The following is a 12,924-nucleotide window of genomic DNA, read 5'->3' on the forward strand; positions in this document are numbered from 1 at the left end:
AAACATGGCCAAGCTCTCCAAGATCGCCCAGGCAAAGCGCAAGCCGAAGTTCTCGGTGCGCCAGTACAACCGCTGCCCGCTGTGTGGCCGGCCGCGCGCGTTCCTGCGCAAGTTCAAGATGTGCCGTATCTGCCTCCGTAATCGCGCCCTCCGCGGCGAGATCACCGGCGTTACCAAGTCGTCCTGGTAGCCGGAAGGGCAGGGTGCCTGGCGGGCCTCAGCGGCCGGCCAGGCACATCGAAGTAGGAAGTTCGTAGTGGCGGTCAGCGCGAACCCCCGGGATGGGCCCGGCAGGCGCGGTGGCTGCGAACGCGAGGCGCTCGGTACGAGGCCTCGCTTTGGAAGGTACTCCATGCCGGTCAATGATCCCGTCGGCGACATGCTGACCCGCCTGCGCAACGCTTCGCGCGCGCGTCACGACAAGGTCGTCATCCCCCACTCGAAGCTCAAGCTCGAGATCATCAAGGTCCTCAAGGATGAGGGCTACATCGGTGAGTTCGTGGTCCACGAGCAGACCGTGCAGAACAAGCGCACGGTGTTCCCGGAGATCTCCGTGCAGCTGAAGTACGGTCCGGACCGTGCGCCTGCCATCACCGGTATCCGCCGCGTGTCGAAGCCGGGTCTGCGCCGCTACGCCGCCGTGCGTGAGATTCCGCAGGTGCTGGGTGGCCTGGGTATCTCCATCCTGTCCACCTCGCGCGGCATCATGGTGGATTCCGAGGCCCGCAAGCAGAAGGTCGGCGGCGAGCTGCTCTGCACCGTCTACTAGCCAGCCGCCCGGGTGCGGCGCCCCGTGAGGGAGCGCGCCCCAGGCACACAGGACCGAGGCAACCATGAGTCGGATTGGAAAACTGGCGATCAAGCTCGGCGACAAGACGAAGGCCGTCATCGCCGGCGAGCAGGTGAACTTCGAGGGCCCCAAGGGCAAGCTGTCGGTGAAGCTGCCTGGCAAGGTCAAGGTCGAGATCAAGGACGGCCAGATGACCGTGCAGCGCGAGGATGACTCGCGTGAGGCGCGCAGCCTGCACGGCCTGACCCGGACCATCCTCGCGAACGCGGCGAAGGGTGTGACCACGGGCTTCGAGAAGAAGCTGGACATCCGCGGCGTTGGTTTCCGCGCCGAGGTGAAGGGCAAGGCCATTCACTTCGCGCTGGGTTACTCGCACCCGGTGGTCTTCAACCTGCCCGAGGGCGTGACCGCCGAAGTCGACAAGGCGCCGCGCAACGAGGACAGCTTGCCTACCGTGGGCCTGACGCTCCGTTCTTCGGACAAGGAAGCGCTGGGCGCGACGGCGGTGAACATCCGCTCGCTGCGTCCGCCCGAGCCCTACAAGGGCAAGGGCATCAAGTACTCCGAGGAGCGCATCCGCCGCAAGGAGGGCAAGACCGGTACGACCTAGTCGTCCTGTCTTTCCTAAGTGTTCCAAACTCCACCGGGTCCTCAGGACCTGGTGGCATCATCCGGCGGCGGAAGGCCGCATCGCCTCCGGACGGAAAAGGAAGCAGCCATGCCTACGAAGATCGAAGCCCGTCTCAAGAGGAAGAACCGCATCCGCAAGAAGCTGTCGGGTACGACAGAGCGGCCGCGGCTCACCGTCTACAAGAGCCTCAAGCACATCTATGCGCAGGTGGTGGATGACACCACGGGCAAGACGCTTGCGTTTGCTTCGTCGCTGTCCAAGGACCTGAAGGGTCAGGACGAGGGCGACAAGAAGGCGGATGCGAAGCGTGTTGGTTCCCTGATTGCGCAGAAGTGCAAGGCCGCCAACGTCGAAGCGGTGGTGTTCGACCGCAACGGCTTCCCTTATCACGGGCGCATCGCCGCCGTGGCCGACGCCGCGCGCGAGGCCGGGCTGAAGTTCTAAGAATTCGAAAGGAATCCCCCAAGTGGCAACTCCGATCAATCCGAACGATCTGGACCTCACCGACCGCGTGGTGAATATCAACCGCGTGGCCAAGGTCGTGAAGGGCGGCCGCCGTTTCTCGTTCGCCGCCCTGGTGGTGGTGGGGGACGGCGCCGGACACGTGGGCGTCGGCCTGGGTAAGGCCAACGAAGTCCCCGAGGCCATCCGCAAGGGTGGCGAGAACGCGAAGAAGAACCTGTTCCGCGTTCCGCTCGTGGGTCACACCATTCCGCATGAGGTGCTCGGGCACTTCGGCGCTGGCTGGGTGCTGTTGAAGCCGGCCAGCCAGGGTACGGGCGTCATCGCCGGCGGCGCGGTTCGCGCGGTGCTGGAGGCGGCGGGCATCCGGAACATCCTGACCAAGAGCCAGGGCTCGCGGAACCCGCACAACGTGCTGAAGGCCACTGTCGCTGGCCTGAAGCTGCTGCGCAGCGCGGAGCAGGTTTCGCGTCTCCGTGGCAAGGACGTCGAGCCGGCGAAGCTCGCCGGGGAGCAGAGGGGCTAGCCCATGGCGCTCAAGGTGAAGCTGGTGAAGAGCTTTGCGGGTGCGTCCAGCGACATGCTGGACACCATCCGTGGGCTGGGCCTGAAGAAGTTCGGTGACGAGCGGCTCCTCAAGGACACGCCTGCGGTTCGCGGGATGGCGTTCAAGGTGAAGCACCTGGTCACCCTGGAAACCGTTTCCGGCGACGCGCCGGCGCCCAAGCGCCGCAAGCCCGCCAAGATTGCCCTGCGGGAGCGGGCGATCGCGTATCAGGCCAAGCAGAACAAGGCCTGAGTCACGAGAGGATCGAGACGATGAGCACTCTGAACAAACTGCAGCGTCCGGCGCGCTCGTGGCACCGCAAGAAGCGCGTGGGCCGCGGCCAGGGTAGTGGTCTTGGCAAGACGGCCGGCCGCGGTGGTAAGGGCCAGAAGGCCCGCAGCGGCAACATGCGGTTCGAAGGCTTCGAGGGTGGCCAGAGCCCCCTGCAGCGGCGTCTGCCGAAGTTTGGCTTCACGCCGCCGAACCGGACTGTCTACGCGGTCGTCAACCTGTCGGACCTCGAGCAGCACTTCGATGCCGGCGCCACGGCGGACGTGGAGACGCTGCGCAAGGTCGGCCTGGTCAAGGGTCGCTACCACGGCGTGAAACTGCTGGCCCGCGGCGAGCTGACCAAGAAGGTCACCGTGGTCGTGCACAAGGCTTCTGAGGCGGCGAAGGCGGCCATCCAGAAGGCGGGCGGCGCGGTGGAAGAAATTCCGCTGGTGGCCCACAAGCCGGAGTCCGCGGCCAAGGCGCACGCTGGCAAGGGCGTCAAGGCTCCTCGGCAGCCCAAGGCCTGAGCGTGTCTAGCGCGCATCACTTGCTAGTGGTGCGCGCAGTTTCGCTTGTGTAGGCTTCTGCGCCCCTTTCCCGCTCGTGGAACAGGGGCGTTTTGTCGTCCTGGCAGAACCCTCTCGAAGAGGATGGCTACCCCGTGGCTCTGAACGCCTTCGCCAACGTCTTCCGTATCGCTGAGCTGCGCAGTCGGCTCGCGTATACGCTCGCGCTGCTCGCCGTCTATCGCATCGGCATCTTCATCAACACGCCAGGCGTGGACCGTTCGGCGATGAACGCGTTCATGGACGCCCAGAAGCAATCGGGCGGCCTCGTCTCGCTGTTCAACCTCTTCTCCGGCGGCGCGCTGGAGCAGATGTCCATCTTCGGATTGGGCATCATGCCGTACGTCAGCGCCTCCATCATCATGCAGCTGCTCGCGGTGGTCGTACCCAGCCTGGAGCGGCTGCAGAAGGAAGGCGCCGGCGGCCGGCAGAAGATCAACCAGTACACCCGCTACGGCACGATCGCGCTCTCCATCGTGCAAGGCATCGGCATCTCGCGGTGGCTGGCGTCTCTGGGCCGCTCCGACGGTGGCCAGAGCGGCTTCAACCAGGTGGTCGTCCCCGACGACAGCGTCTGGTTCACCTTCATGACGGTGGTCAGCCTCACGGCCGGCACGGCCTTCATCATGTGGCTGGGTGAGCGCATCACCGAGCGCGGCATCGGCAACGGCATCTCGCTCATCATCTTCGCCGGTATCGTGGCGGGCCTGCTCCCGGGCGCGAAGCAGCTGCTGGACCTGACCCGTCAGGACGTCATCTCGGTGGCCGAGGTGCTGGCGCTGGTCTTCTTCATGCTCGTCATCATCGCCGCGGTCGTCTATGTCGAGCGCGGCATGCGGCGCATTCCCATCCAGTATGCCAAGCGGATGGCGGGACGCCGGATGTTCGCCGGCCAGGCGACGTACTTCCCGATGAAGGTGAACACCTCGGGCGTGATTCCGCCCATCTTCGCGGGCGCGGTGCTGTCCTTCCCGGCCACGCTGGGAACTTGGTTCCCGTTCCTGCAGGGCTTCCAGCGCGCCATCGAAGGCAACCTGTGGATCTACAACGGGTTGTTCGTCCTGATGGTCATCTTCTTCGCCTACTTCTATACGGCGCTGACGTTCCGGCCGGACGACGTGGCGGACAACATCAAGAAGCAGGGTGGCTACATCCCGGGCATCCGTCCGGGCCGTCAGACGGCGGAGTTCATCGAGCGCGTGCTCAACCGGCTCACGTTCGGTGGTGCCATCTACCTGTCGGTCGTCTGCGTGATTCCGTCGGTCATCAGCGGCTTGCTGGGGGTGCGGTTCACCTTTGGCGGCACGGCGCTGCTGATCGTCGTGGGCGTGGCGCTGGATACGGTGCAGCAGATCGAGGGCCACCTCATCAGTCGTAACTACGAGGGCTTCGCCGGCCCTCGCGGCCCGCGCATCCGGGGCCGGGTGCGCGTGGCGGCCTGAGCCTCCGCGCGGGCGTTCCGGGCGCCTCTCCCCGTCGCGGGGAGGGGCGCCTCGTCGTTCCCAGGCTAGGTGTTGTTCAAGGGTATTCGCTGGTGCACACGGAGCGCGCTCGGGGGTTTGAGTCCTACGACTTCCGTGCCTTCCTTCGGAGCTGAGAGGACACATGAACCTGATCCTGTTGGGGCCGCCAAACGCGGGGAAGGGGACGCAGGCGAAGCGACTGTTCGCCGACTTCCAGATCCCCCAGATCTCCACCGGGGACATCCTCCGCAAGGCAGTCGCGGAGGGTACGGAGCTGGGCAAGGTGGCCGGCCCGCTGATGGCCGCTGGGCAGTACGTCCCGGACGACGTCGTGATTGGCATCGTCGAGGAGCGCCTCAAGGAGGCGGACGTGGCCAAGGGCTTCGTCCTGGACGGCTTTCCGCGCACGCCGGGCCAGGCCGACGCGCTGGACAAGATGCTGGGCCGCCTGGGCAAGCAGCTGAGCGCCGTCATCTCACTGGAGGTGCCGCACGCGAAGCTGGTAGAGCGCGGCTCCGGGCGGCGGGTCTGCCCGGCGGATGGCAGCGTCTACCACGTCTATCAGAGCCCCCCGAAGCGGGCGGGGTACTGTGACAAGTGCAATGCCGGGCTTGTCCAGCGCCCGGATGACATGCCCGAGGTCATCGAGAAGCGCCTGCAGAAGTACGACTCGGAGACGGCGCCGCTGAAGGCCTTCTACGAGAAGAAGGGCCTGCTCAAGAGCGTGGACGGTGTGGGGACGCCGGAGGGCATCTACGAGGAGATCAAGGCCGCCGCGGGCAAGGCCTGATCCGCCCGGAGAGGTGGGGAGACGGCCTGGTGGGTGCCTCCTCACCGGCTCGCCGCTCCAGGGACAGAGCTTGCTTCTCCCGGGCACGGGGAACTTCGGCCTGGGGGAGATCTGGACTCCCGTGAGGGGCGGGCGCAAGTTCACCCCGCAGTCAGAGCACTCGCTCCAGGTGTGGACCTTGACGAGGTCTCACCGTAGGAGTTGATTTTGTTGTGACTGCAGGTGAAATAGCCCGCCGTTATGTGGGGTTGGTAGGAATCCGAGTTTTGCAGTCGCGCGACGCTTGCCACTTGCGGACCAAAGTGCTATCCCGCCGCGCTTCCAAGAGGTTCGTGGTCCGGGGAAGAGAGTCTGACGCTTGCCGAAGGATGATTCCATCGAAGTCGAGGGGACCGTGATGGAGCCCCTCCCGAACGCGATGTTCCGCGTGGTGCTGGACAACGGCCACAAGGTGCTCGCGCACATCTCGGGCAAGATGAGGATGCACTTCATCCGCATCCTCCCGGGTGACAAGGTGAAGGTCGAACTGTCTCCATACGACCTGACGCGCGGGCGGATCACGTACCGGGCGAAGTAGTAGGGTGTACCCGCCTGGGAATGGCGGGCCGCCCGTTGGGCTTTTCTTTAGCTGAGGAAGGAAGTTCGCTCCAATGAAGGTTCGGGCGTCCGTCAAGAAGATCTGCGACAAGTGCAAGGTTGTTCGCCGTAAGGGAATCGTGCGCGTCATTTGCGCCTCCAACCCCCGGCACAAGCAGCGCCAGGGCTAACGGCCAAGCGGCCGTTGGCTTCAGACCAACTCCACTTAAGAAGGAAGACCGAAGATGGCTCGTATCGCCGGCATCGATCTGCCGCCCAACAAGCGCGCGGTGATCTCGCTCCAGTACATCTACGGGATCGGCAACAAGTCCGCGCAAGATATCATTGCCGCGGCGGGCATCGATCCCACGACCCGGACCAAGGACCTCACCGAGGAGCAGGCCCGTAAGATCCGCGAGATCATCGAGGCCAGCTACAAGGTGGAGGGTGACCTCCGGCGTGAAGTCACCATGAACATCAAGCGGCTGATGGACCTGGGTTGCTACCGGGGCCTTCGTCACCGCAAGGGCCTGCCGGTTCGTGGCCAGCGGACCCACACCAACGCGCGTACCCGCAAGGGTCCGAAGCGTGGCATCGTTCGGGCGAAGCCGGCCGCTCCGGCCCGGTAAACGCAGCGCCGGCCCGTAAGGTGCCGGCGTCGATCACCTCCTCCCAGGAGCAGCAATTCACATGGCTGACGAGATCAATACTTCGGCTGCGGCGCCCACGGGCACCGAGGGCGAGGCCCCTGCCGCGAAGAAGTCGAAGCGCAAGGGCAAGAAGAGCATCCTCAACGGCGTGGTCCACATCCAGTCCACGTTCAACAACACCATCATCACGATCACGGACGTGTCCGGGAACGTGATCTCCTGGTCGTCCGCCGGGGCGCGTGGCTTCAAGGGAAGCCGCAAGTCCACCCCGTTCGCGGCGCAGGTGGCCGCTGGCGACGCCGCGGCGAAGGCGATGGAGCACGGCCTGAAGAACGTGTCCGTGTTCGTGAAGGGCCCGGGCGCGGGCCGCGAGTCGGCGCTGCGCGCGCTGGCCGCCGCCGGTCTGAAGATCAACCTCATCCGCGACGTGACGCCCATCCCGCACAACGGATGCCGTCAGCCCAAGCGTCGCCGCGTCTAACCCCTTCGTCAGGGCAGCCCTCACACCCTGGTGTGGGGGCGGCTCCAGATCACCTCTAAGGACCTCTCAATGGCTCGTTACACTGCCAGCGCCTGCCGCATCTGCCGGCGCGAAAACCTGAAGATGTACCTCAAGGGCGACCGTTGCTACACGGACAAGTGCGCCATTGAGCGCCGCCCCTATCCCCCGGGTCAGCACGGCCAGGGCCGCGTGAAGTTCTCCGGCTACGGCGTGCAGCTGCGCGAGAAGCAGAAGGTCAAGCGCATGTACGGCCTGCTGGAGAACCAGTTCCGCGGCTACTACCACCGCGCGTCCGCCGCCAAGGGCAAGACGGGTGAGAACCTCCTGCAGCAGCTGGAGCTCCGCCTGGACAACGTGGTGTTCCGCATGGGCTTCGCGGACACGCGCAACGAGGCGCGCCAGCTGGTGCGTCACGGTCACTTCCAGGTGAACGGCCGCAAGGTGAACATCCCCTCGTTCGCCGTGAAGCCGGGCACCGCGGTGGAGGTGGTGGAGAAGAGCCGCAAGGTGCTCCGCATCTCCGAGGCGCTGGAGACGGTGGACCGCCGTGGCGTTCCGCAGTGGATCTCCCTGGACAAGAAGGCGTTCAAGGGCACGGTCACCACGGTTCCGAACCGTGAGGACCTGACGATGCCCATCTCCGAGCAGCTCATCGTCGAGCTCTACTCGAAGTAAGTACGCTGGATGTCGCAGTGGACGCCCTGGCCGACGAGGCCGGGGCGTCTTGCTTTCAAGCAGTCGCAGTCCCGCGTGCGCATCCTCCCGCCAGGCCGGTGGGTAAGTCGGTGGTGCGGCACGAACCGAGGAGCGGTACACCATGGCTGATACGTTCGTTGCGAAGAACTGGCGTGACCTGATCAAGCCCCGTCGCATGGAGGTGGATCAGGACAGCGCGACCCCCACCTACGGCAAGTTCGTCGCGGAGCCGCTCGAGCGCGGTTTCGGTACGACGCTGGGCAACTCGCTCCGCCGGGTGCTGCTGTCGTCGCTGCAGGGCGCCGCCATCACCTCCGTGAAGATTGAAGGCGTGGACCACGAGTTCACCACCATCCCCGAGGTGTCCGAGGACGTCACGGACGTCGTGCTGAACCTGAAGGAAGTCCTCCTTCGGATGCACACGAACGAGACGAAGACGCTCCGCATCGAGGCGGAGGGCCCCAAGGAGGTCAAGGCCGGTGACATCATCACCGACCCGGACACCGAGATCCTCAACCCGGGCCACCACATCTGCACCATCTCCGAGGGTGGCAAGCTCCGCATGGAGCTGACCTGCCGCCGCGGCCGCGGTTACACGCCGGCCAACGTGAACAAGGTCGCCGGTTCGCCCATCGGTACCATCCCCATCGACTCGCTGTTCTCGCCCATCCGCAAGGTGAACTACCAGGTCACCAACGCGCGCGTCGGTCAGGTCACGGACTTCGACAAGTTGTCGCTAGAGGTCTGGACGGACGGCTCCGTGTCCCCGCAGGACGCGGTGGCGTACGCGGCGAAGATCATCAAGGAGCAGCTCACCGTCTTCGTGAACTTCGACGAGACGGAGGAGCCCGTCGTCGCCGAGGCGCCGAAGGAAGAGGCGAAGCTGAACGAGAACCTGTTCCGCTCGGTGGATGAGCTCGAGCTGTCGGTCCGCTCGGCGAACTGCCTGCAGCAGGCGAACATCAAGTCCATTGGCGACCTCGTGCAGCGCACCGAGGCCGAGATGCTCAAGACGAAGAACTTCGGCCGCAAGTCTCTGAAGGAGATCAAGGAGATCCTCGCGGAGATGGGCTTGTCGCTGGGCATGAAGCTGGAGAACTGGCCGCCGAAGCAGGCGCCGGCTCCCGCGCAGCCGAAGGCGTAGTAGGGTTCACGCAGGGCCTCCCCACGCGGCCGCGGGTACGGCGGTCAGCGGCGCGAGGGGAGGGGGCTGGGACGTCTTCCGGTCCGAATGACAGCGGCGGGCCCCGTACCGGGTCCGCCCATCCCACCCGGTACCTGATACGGCCGGAGTGGTGGAGTCCTCACCAGGACTCCGGAGCACGACGATGCGCCATAAGGTCGGACAGAGGAAGCTTCACCGCAGCACGAGCCACCGGCTCGCGATGCTCAACAACATGGTGACCTCGCTGCTGGAGCACCAGGCCATCCGCACCACGCTTCCCAAGGCCAAGGAGGCCCGGAAGATCGCGGAGCGGATCATCACCCTGGGCAAGCGTGGCGGCCTCGCCAACGTTCGCCTGGCGGCCCGTACGGTCAAGGACCGCGACGTGCTGCAGAAGGTGTTCAGCGAGTACAAGGACCGGTACGCCAGCCGTCCCGGTGGCTACACCCGCATCGTTCGGCTCGGCTTCCGCCGGGGCGACGCCGCGGAGATGGCCCTCCTGGAGCTCGTGGACCGGCCGGAGAAGGCCGCTCCCGTCGACACCGAGGCGGCTGCGCCCGCGGACGAGACGAAGGCGGAGTAGTCCCGTACTGACTGCATACCTGGCCCCTTCGAGAGAAGGGGCTGGGAGCAACGCGAGGGCGCGCTTCCGAAAGGAAGGGCGCCCTTCGTGTTTCCACGGCGGACTACCGCTGCGGCTTGCGAATGCGCTCCCAGGCGGCGTTGAGGTCCTCGGTGAGGTCCGCGCTGTCATCCCGGCTGCGCATCTGGATGGACTGGAAGCGGAGGTCCGCAGGCGCGGCGCCGCTGGAGCCCATGAGCTGCTTGGGGGTGATGGTGATGAACTCACCCGGGGCCACCGTCAGCACCGCCGCCTGATACTGCCCGTTGACGGTGAGGGTGACGTCGTACCAGGGCTCCTTGCTCTCGTTCCAGATGGTGACCGAGGGCCGGTCCAACCTGTCACTGAGCACCAGGCGCGCGTCCATGTCCCCCTTGCGCACCGTGCTGCCCGGGCACGCAATGGCCAGGCTCATCACCGTCATCACCAGCCAGCCGGCGATGATGGACGCCTTGTATTTGAAGAAGCGGTCGCTCCGTCGGAAATCCGCGACCAGCTCCTTGAGGATGGAGAGGCCGTTGAGGAGGTGGTTCGACGCATCTCCCGCCAGGCGCTTCCCCAGCGGGCCGTCTGGCTTCTCCTTCAGCAGAGGCTCGGTGCGCGCGGCGGACATCACCCGCAGGTTGGACTGGCTGGGCGCGCGCGGCATGCCGGGGTTCGTCGGCGTGCGCGGCTGAGAGCCAGACGGAGACGCCGCCCGAGGAGGCTGCGTTCCAGGCTGAGGGGGCTTGCGACCGTCGCTCATCGGACAGCGAGTGTAGAGGGCTGGGCCCGTGGATGGCTACTGTGCCTTGAGTTGCTGAAGCGCTCGTGACGCCACCGCGTTTTCAGGCTGGGTCTCCAACACCTTCATCAGCCAGCGCTCGGCCTCACTGGCTGCGGTCTTCCGTGCCTCGGGACGCGAGGCCTTCATAGCCTGCTCGGTGTAGAGCAGCCCCAGCCGCAGGCTGAACTCCATGTTCTCCGGGTCCTTTTTGACCACGCGGCGCAGCTCGCGCTCGGCGGCGGCGAAGTCACCCTCCAGTTGGTACACGAGCGCCAGCTTGCCTCGCATCGCCACGGCTTCCGGTGCCAGGGAGGTGGCCACGGTGAAGGACTCGCGGGCGGCCGTGAGGTCCCTGCGCTCCAGGTGGATGTCACCCAGGTGGAACCACGCGGTCTCCAGCAACGGATGGAGCGCCACGGCTTTCTCGAAGGAGACACGGGCCGCGTCGGGGCGCTGGCGCGCCAGGTAGAGCTCGCCCAGATAGAAGTGGTTCTTGCCGTCGCGGGGGGCGCGTTCGATGGCCTGCTTGAACTCATCCACCGCGCGACCCGCGTCATCCAGGCGTTGGTAGGCCAGGCCCAGCAGGGCATGCACGACCGCGACGTCCGGGTAGTCGAGCAGGATTTCCTCGAAGGCGAGGATGGCGTGCTGGGGCGCATCCAGGTCCTTGAGGTAGCGCATGCCTTCTTCCAGCTTGGCCTCGGCGGCCTTGGGGAAGCCGGAGAAGGGATCCGCGATTTGCTCCATCAGTGCCCGCGCGGTGGTGACGTCGGCCGGCGTGGGCTGGCCCCGCACCACCGTGCCCAGGGCTTCCACGGCCCCGGGCGCGTCTCCCGTTCGGTGCAGCGCCTTGGCCAGCGGCAGGCGCCAGGCGGTGCGGTCTGGCGCCAACGCCGTGGCGCGCCGCAGGGGCCCGAGCGCCTCCGTGTACTGTTCGGACTCCAGCTGCGCGAGCCCCAGCCGGTAGTGGAACTCCGCAGTGTCCGGTGCCAGGGTCGTGGCGCGCTCGAAGGCGGCGACGCTGGGCGCCCCCGCATCGCGAGCGCGTGAGAAGAGGGCGAGGCCCAGCATGTACTGGTCGACCGCACGCTCACCCGCCGCGATGCGTTTCTGGAGCTCCGCGATCCACGCGTCCGTCTGCCCCGCCTTCACGTAGGCCTCGGTGAGCGAGCGCGCCACGTCCAGGTCGTCCGGCGTTTGCCGGTGCAGGTCCGTCAGCAGCCCCAGGGCCTTCGTGGGCTGATGCTCGTCCAGGTAGGCCCGCGCCTGGGAGAGCGGATCGGTGGGGCGCGCCTTGGCGGAGGTCGAGGAGGTGGTGCTGCAACCAGTCAGGAGGCCCACGCCGAGAACCGCGGCGCGAATCCAGGGACGGGAACGGAGGTGGCGAATGGTCATCTCGGAGAGGCGTCTCAGGTGGAGGAGAGGGCTCGGGCGCGCGCGTCGCTGACGCCCTCGGCGCCCGCGGCGGCCACGGCGTCATCCACGTCGCCGCCCTTGCCCCCGAGGGACAGGCTGTCCGCGATGATGACGGCGCGGACGGCTCGGGCCAGCCCTTCGCGGTCGTTCTCGGCGAACGTGGTCGTGTCGATGGGCTTGCCAATCTTCACGCGGATGGGACCGGGGGTGATGTTCCAGGTGGACTTGGGCATCAGGTCGCCGGAGCCCTCGATGGTGACGGGGCAGACGGGGACGCGGGCCTTCAGCGCCAGGGCGAAGGGGCCCTTCTTGAAGGGCAGGACGCGGCCGTCCGTCGAGCGGGTGCCTTCCGGATACAGGAAGATGCTGGTGCCGCCGCGAATCTTGGCCGCTGCCGCGTTGAGCGAGGCAATGGCCTTGGAGCGGTTGGACCGGTTGATGAAGACGTGGCCCGCGAGCGCCAGGTACCAGCCGATGAGGGGCACCCACTTGAGCTGCGTCTTGGCGACGTAGCGGAAAGGGACGGGGACGGCCAGGAAGTGCGCCGGGATGTCGATGGTGGACTGGTGGTTGGCCACATAGATGGTGGGCCGATTCGGGTCCACGTTCTCCTGGCCGATGACTTCCAGCTTCGCGCCCCCTGCCCACAGCAGCACGGGCGACCAGAGCTCGCGCGCCACCCAGATGGAGCGCGATGGGTTGAGCGTGAGCAGCATCGCCAAGATGGCAAGGGGGAAACAGAAGAGCGTCCAGACGCCCGCCACGAAAATGCAAAAGAGCTTGCGCATCCCTCAGCCCGCCTCCTGGGGGCCGATGTTCAGGGCCGGAAGGTGCCCGGGCCCGCGGGCTTGCCCGCCGAAGCTCCCTGGACAGACGCTCAGGCGGCGACTCCCACGAGGGAGGACGGCGGCACCTGTCACGCGTTGAACGGGACGACGGGGGGGCATGCACTTCTTCTACCACGTCCTACCTACACGTTGTTTCTGGTGCGCGCCGCTCGGCGGGGTTA

Annotated in this window: 19 protein-coding genes; 16 read left to right on the forward strand and 3 right to left on the reverse strand. The window is 66.4% G+C overall.

Annotated features, from left to right (window positions below; genetic code table 11):
• The first annotated feature begins 4 nt into the window (after positions 1-4).
• The 16 genes from BHS09_RS16545 (at position 5) to rplQ (ending at position 9,694) form a co-directional block, all read left to right on the forward strand.
• Positions 5-190 (forward strand): type Z 30S ribosomal protein S14, encoded by a 186-nt coding sequence (locus tag BHS09_RS16545; protein ID WP_002633595.1) that lies wholly within the window; start codon positions 5-7, stop codon positions 188-190.
• A gap of 162 nt (positions 191-352) precedes the next feature.
• Positions 353-769, forward strand: a complete 417-nt coding sequence (rpsH, locus tag BHS09_RS16550; protein WP_140791182.1) for a 30S ribosomal protein S8 — start codon at positions 353-355, stop codon at positions 767-769.
• Positions 770-833: 64 nt separating this feature from the next.
• On the forward strand, positions 834-1,400 hold the full coding sequence (gene rplF / locus BHS09_RS16555) for a 50S ribosomal protein L6 (protein ID WP_140791184.1): 567 nt from the start codon (positions 834-836) through the stop codon (positions 1,398-1,400).
• Between the two features lie 108 nt (positions 1,401-1,508).
• The gene (rplR, locus tag BHS09_RS16560) at positions 1,509-1,865 is read left to right on the forward strand and encodes a 50S ribosomal protein L18 (protein ID WP_002633592.1); all 357 of its coding nucleotides are present in this window, start codon (positions 1,509-1,511) and stop codon (positions 1,863-1,865) included.
• A gap of 22 nt (positions 1,866-1,887) precedes the next feature.
• Positions 1,888-2,409 carry a 30S ribosomal protein S5 gene (rpsE, locus tag BHS09_RS16565; RefSeq protein WP_140791186.1) on the forward strand — a complete coding sequence of 174 codons (522 nt, stop codon included), beginning with the start codon at positions 1,888-1,890 and terminating at the stop codon, positions 2,407-2,409.
• Positions 2,410-2,412: 3 nt separating this feature from the next.
• Complete coding sequence (gene rpmD, locus BHS09_RS16570) at positions 2,413-2,682, forward strand: 50S ribosomal protein L30 (RefSeq protein WP_011553353.1); 270 nt, start codon at positions 2,413-2,415, stop codon at positions 2,680-2,682.
• Between the two features lie 20 nt (positions 2,683-2,702).
• Positions 2,703-3,230, forward strand: a complete 528-nt coding sequence (gene rplO, locus BHS09_RS16575) for a 50S ribosomal protein L15 (protein WP_140791189.1) — start codon at positions 2,703-2,705, stop codon at positions 3,228-3,230.
• A gap of 134 nt (positions 3,231-3,364) precedes the next feature.
• A complete protein-coding gene (gene secY, locus BHS09_RS16580) occupies positions 3,365-4,711 on the forward strand; it encodes a preprotein translocase subunit SecY (RefSeq protein WP_140791191.1) in 1,347 nt (448 codons plus the stop codon).
• A gap of 163 nt (positions 4,712-4,874) precedes the next feature.
• Positions 4,875-5,522, forward strand: a complete 648-nt coding sequence (locus BHS09_RS16585; protein WP_140791193.1) for an adenylate kinase — start codon at positions 4,875-4,877, stop codon at positions 5,520-5,522.
• Between the two features lie 358 nt (positions 5,523-5,880).
• Complete coding sequence (gene infA / locus BHS09_RS16590) at positions 5,881-6,099, forward strand: translation initiation factor IF-1 (RefSeq protein ID WP_002614803.1); 219 nt, start codon at positions 5,881-5,883, stop codon at positions 6,097-6,099.
• A gap of 73 nt (positions 6,100-6,172) precedes the next feature.
• Positions 6,173-6,289: a 50S ribosomal protein L36 gene (gene rpmJ / locus BHS09_RS16595; RefSeq protein WP_002633586.1), complete on the forward strand. Its 117-nt coding sequence runs from the start codon at positions 6,173-6,175 to the stop codon at positions 6,287-6,289.
• A gap of 54 nt (positions 6,290-6,343) precedes the next feature.
• Positions 6,344-6,727 (forward strand): 30S ribosomal protein S13, encoded by a 384-nt coding sequence (rpsM, locus tag BHS09_RS16600; RefSeq protein ID WP_011553358.1) that lies wholly within the window; start codon positions 6,344-6,346, stop codon positions 6,725-6,727.
• A 61-nt stretch (positions 6,728-6,788) separates the two neighbouring features.
• Positions 6,789-7,229 carry a 30S ribosomal protein S11 gene (gene rpsK, locus BHS09_RS16605; RefSeq protein ID WP_140791196.1) on the forward strand — a complete coding sequence of 147 codons (441 nt, stop codon included), beginning with the start codon at positions 6,789-6,791 and terminating at the stop codon, positions 7,227-7,229.
• Positions 7,230-7,298: 69 nt separating this feature from the next.
• Entirely contained in the window at positions 7,299-7,925 is a 627-nt protein-coding gene (gene rpsD, locus BHS09_RS16610; protein WP_090491283.1) for a 30S ribosomal protein S4, read from the forward strand.
• A gap of 142 nt (positions 7,926-8,067) precedes the next feature.
• The gene (locus tag BHS09_RS16615; RefSeq protein ID WP_140791198.1) at positions 8,068-9,090 is read left to right on the forward strand and encodes a DNA-directed RNA polymerase subunit alpha; all 1,023 of its coding nucleotides are present in this window, start codon (positions 8,068-8,070) and stop codon (positions 9,088-9,090) included.
• A gap of 184 nt (positions 9,091-9,274) precedes the next feature.
• Entirely contained in the window at positions 9,275-9,694 is a 420-nt protein-coding gene (rplQ, locus tag BHS09_RS16620; RefSeq protein WP_140798341.1) for a 50S ribosomal protein L17, read from the forward strand.
• A gap of 103 nt (positions 9,695-9,797) precedes the next feature.
• Here the strand turns inward: rplQ and BHS09_RS16625 are convergent, their stop codons facing one another.
• From BHS09_RS16625 to BHS09_RS16635, 3 genes are all read right to left on the reverse strand, one after another.
• Positions 9,798-10,382: a hypothetical protein gene (locus tag BHS09_RS16625; protein ID WP_237080387.1), complete on the reverse strand. Its 585-nt coding sequence runs from the start codon at positions 10,380-10,382 to the stop codon at positions 9,798-9,800.
• Positions 10,383-10,514: 132 nt separating this feature from the next.
• Positions 10,515-11,894, reverse strand: coding sequence for a tetratricopeptide repeat protein (locus BHS09_RS16630; protein ID WP_140798343.1), 1,380 nt, complete (start codon positions 11,892-11,894; stop codon positions 10,515-10,517).
• 14 nt (positions 11,895-11,908) lie between these two features.
• On the reverse strand, positions 11,909-12,703 hold the full coding sequence (locus BHS09_RS16635; RefSeq protein ID WP_140798344.1) for a lysophospholipid acyltransferase family protein: 795 nt from the start codon (positions 12,701-12,703) through the stop codon (positions 11,909-11,911).
• Positions 12,704-12,924: the final 221 nt, after the last annotated feature.

The sequence above is a fragment of the Myxococcus xanthus genome, from assembly GCF_006402735.1.
GTDB classification, from domain to species: domain Bacteria; phylum Myxococcota; class Myxococcia; order Myxococcales; family Myxococcaceae; genus Myxococcus; species Myxococcus xanthus_A.

What these genes read in the sequence shown, in the direction of transcription:
- BHS09_RS16635 (WP_140798344.1), bottom strand. Translation starts at nt 12,703, where the DNA reads ATGCGCAAGCTCTTTTGCATTTTCGTGGCGGGCGTCTGGACGCTCTTC.
- rplR (WP_002633592.1), top strand. Translation starts at nt 1,509, where the DNA reads ATGCCTACGAAGATCGAAGCCCGTCTCAAGAGGAAGAACCGCATCCGC.
- BHS09_RS16545 (WP_002633595.1), top strand. Translation starts at nt 5, where the DNA reads ATGGCCAAGCTCTCCAAGATCGCCCAGGCAAAGCGCAAGCCGAAGTTC.
- BHS09_RS16625 (WP_237080387.1), bottom strand. Translation starts at nt 10,382, where the DNA reads ATGCCGCGCGCGCCCAGCCAGTCCAACCTGCGGGTGATGTCCGCCGCG.
- rplQ (WP_140798341.1), top strand. Translation starts at nt 9,275, where the DNA reads ATGCGCCATAAGGTCGGACAGAGGAAGCTTCACCGCAGCACGAGCCAC.
- rplO (WP_140791189.1), top strand. Translation starts at nt 2,703, where the DNA reads ATGAGCACTCTGAACAAACTGCAGCGTCCGGCGCGCTCGTGGCACCGC.
- BHS09_RS16615 (WP_140791198.1), top strand. Translation starts at nt 8,068, where the DNA reads ATGGCTGATACGTTCGTTGCGAAGAACTGGCGTGACCTGATCAAGCCC.
- rplF (WP_140791184.1), top strand. Translation starts at nt 834, where the DNA reads ATGAGTCGGATTGGAAAACTGGCGATCAAGCTCGGCGACAAGACGAAG.
- rpmD (WP_011553353.1), top strand. Translation starts at nt 2,413, where the DNA reads ATGGCGCTCAAGGTGAAGCTGGTGAAGAGCTTTGCGGGTGCGTCCAGC.
- rpsH (WP_140791182.1), top strand. Translation starts at nt 353, where the DNA reads ATGCCGGTCAATGATCCCGTCGGCGACATGCTGACCCGCCTGCGCAAC.
- rpsM (WP_011553358.1), top strand. Translation starts at nt 6,344, where the DNA reads ATGGCTCGTATCGCCGGCATCGATCTGCCGCCCAACAAGCGCGCGGTG.
- BHS09_RS16585 (WP_140791193.1), top strand. Translation starts at nt 4,875, where the DNA reads ATGAACCTGATCCTGTTGGGGCCGCCAAACGCGGGGAAGGGGACGCAG.
- BHS09_RS16630 (WP_140798343.1), bottom strand. Translation starts at nt 11,894, where the DNA reads ATGACCATTCGCCACCTCCGTTCCCGTCCCTGGATTCGCGCCGCGGTT.
- rpmJ (WP_002633586.1), top strand. Translation starts at nt 6,173, where the DNA reads ATGAAGGTTCGGGCGTCCGTCAAGAAGATCTGCGACAAGTGCAAGGTT.
- rpsD (WP_090491283.1), top strand. Translation starts at nt 7,299, where the DNA reads ATGGCTCGTTACACTGCCAGCGCCTGCCGCATCTGCCGGCGCGAAAAC.
- rpsK (WP_140791196.1), top strand. Translation starts at nt 6,789, where the DNA reads ATGGCTGACGAGATCAATACTTCGGCTGCGGCGCCCACGGGCACCGAG.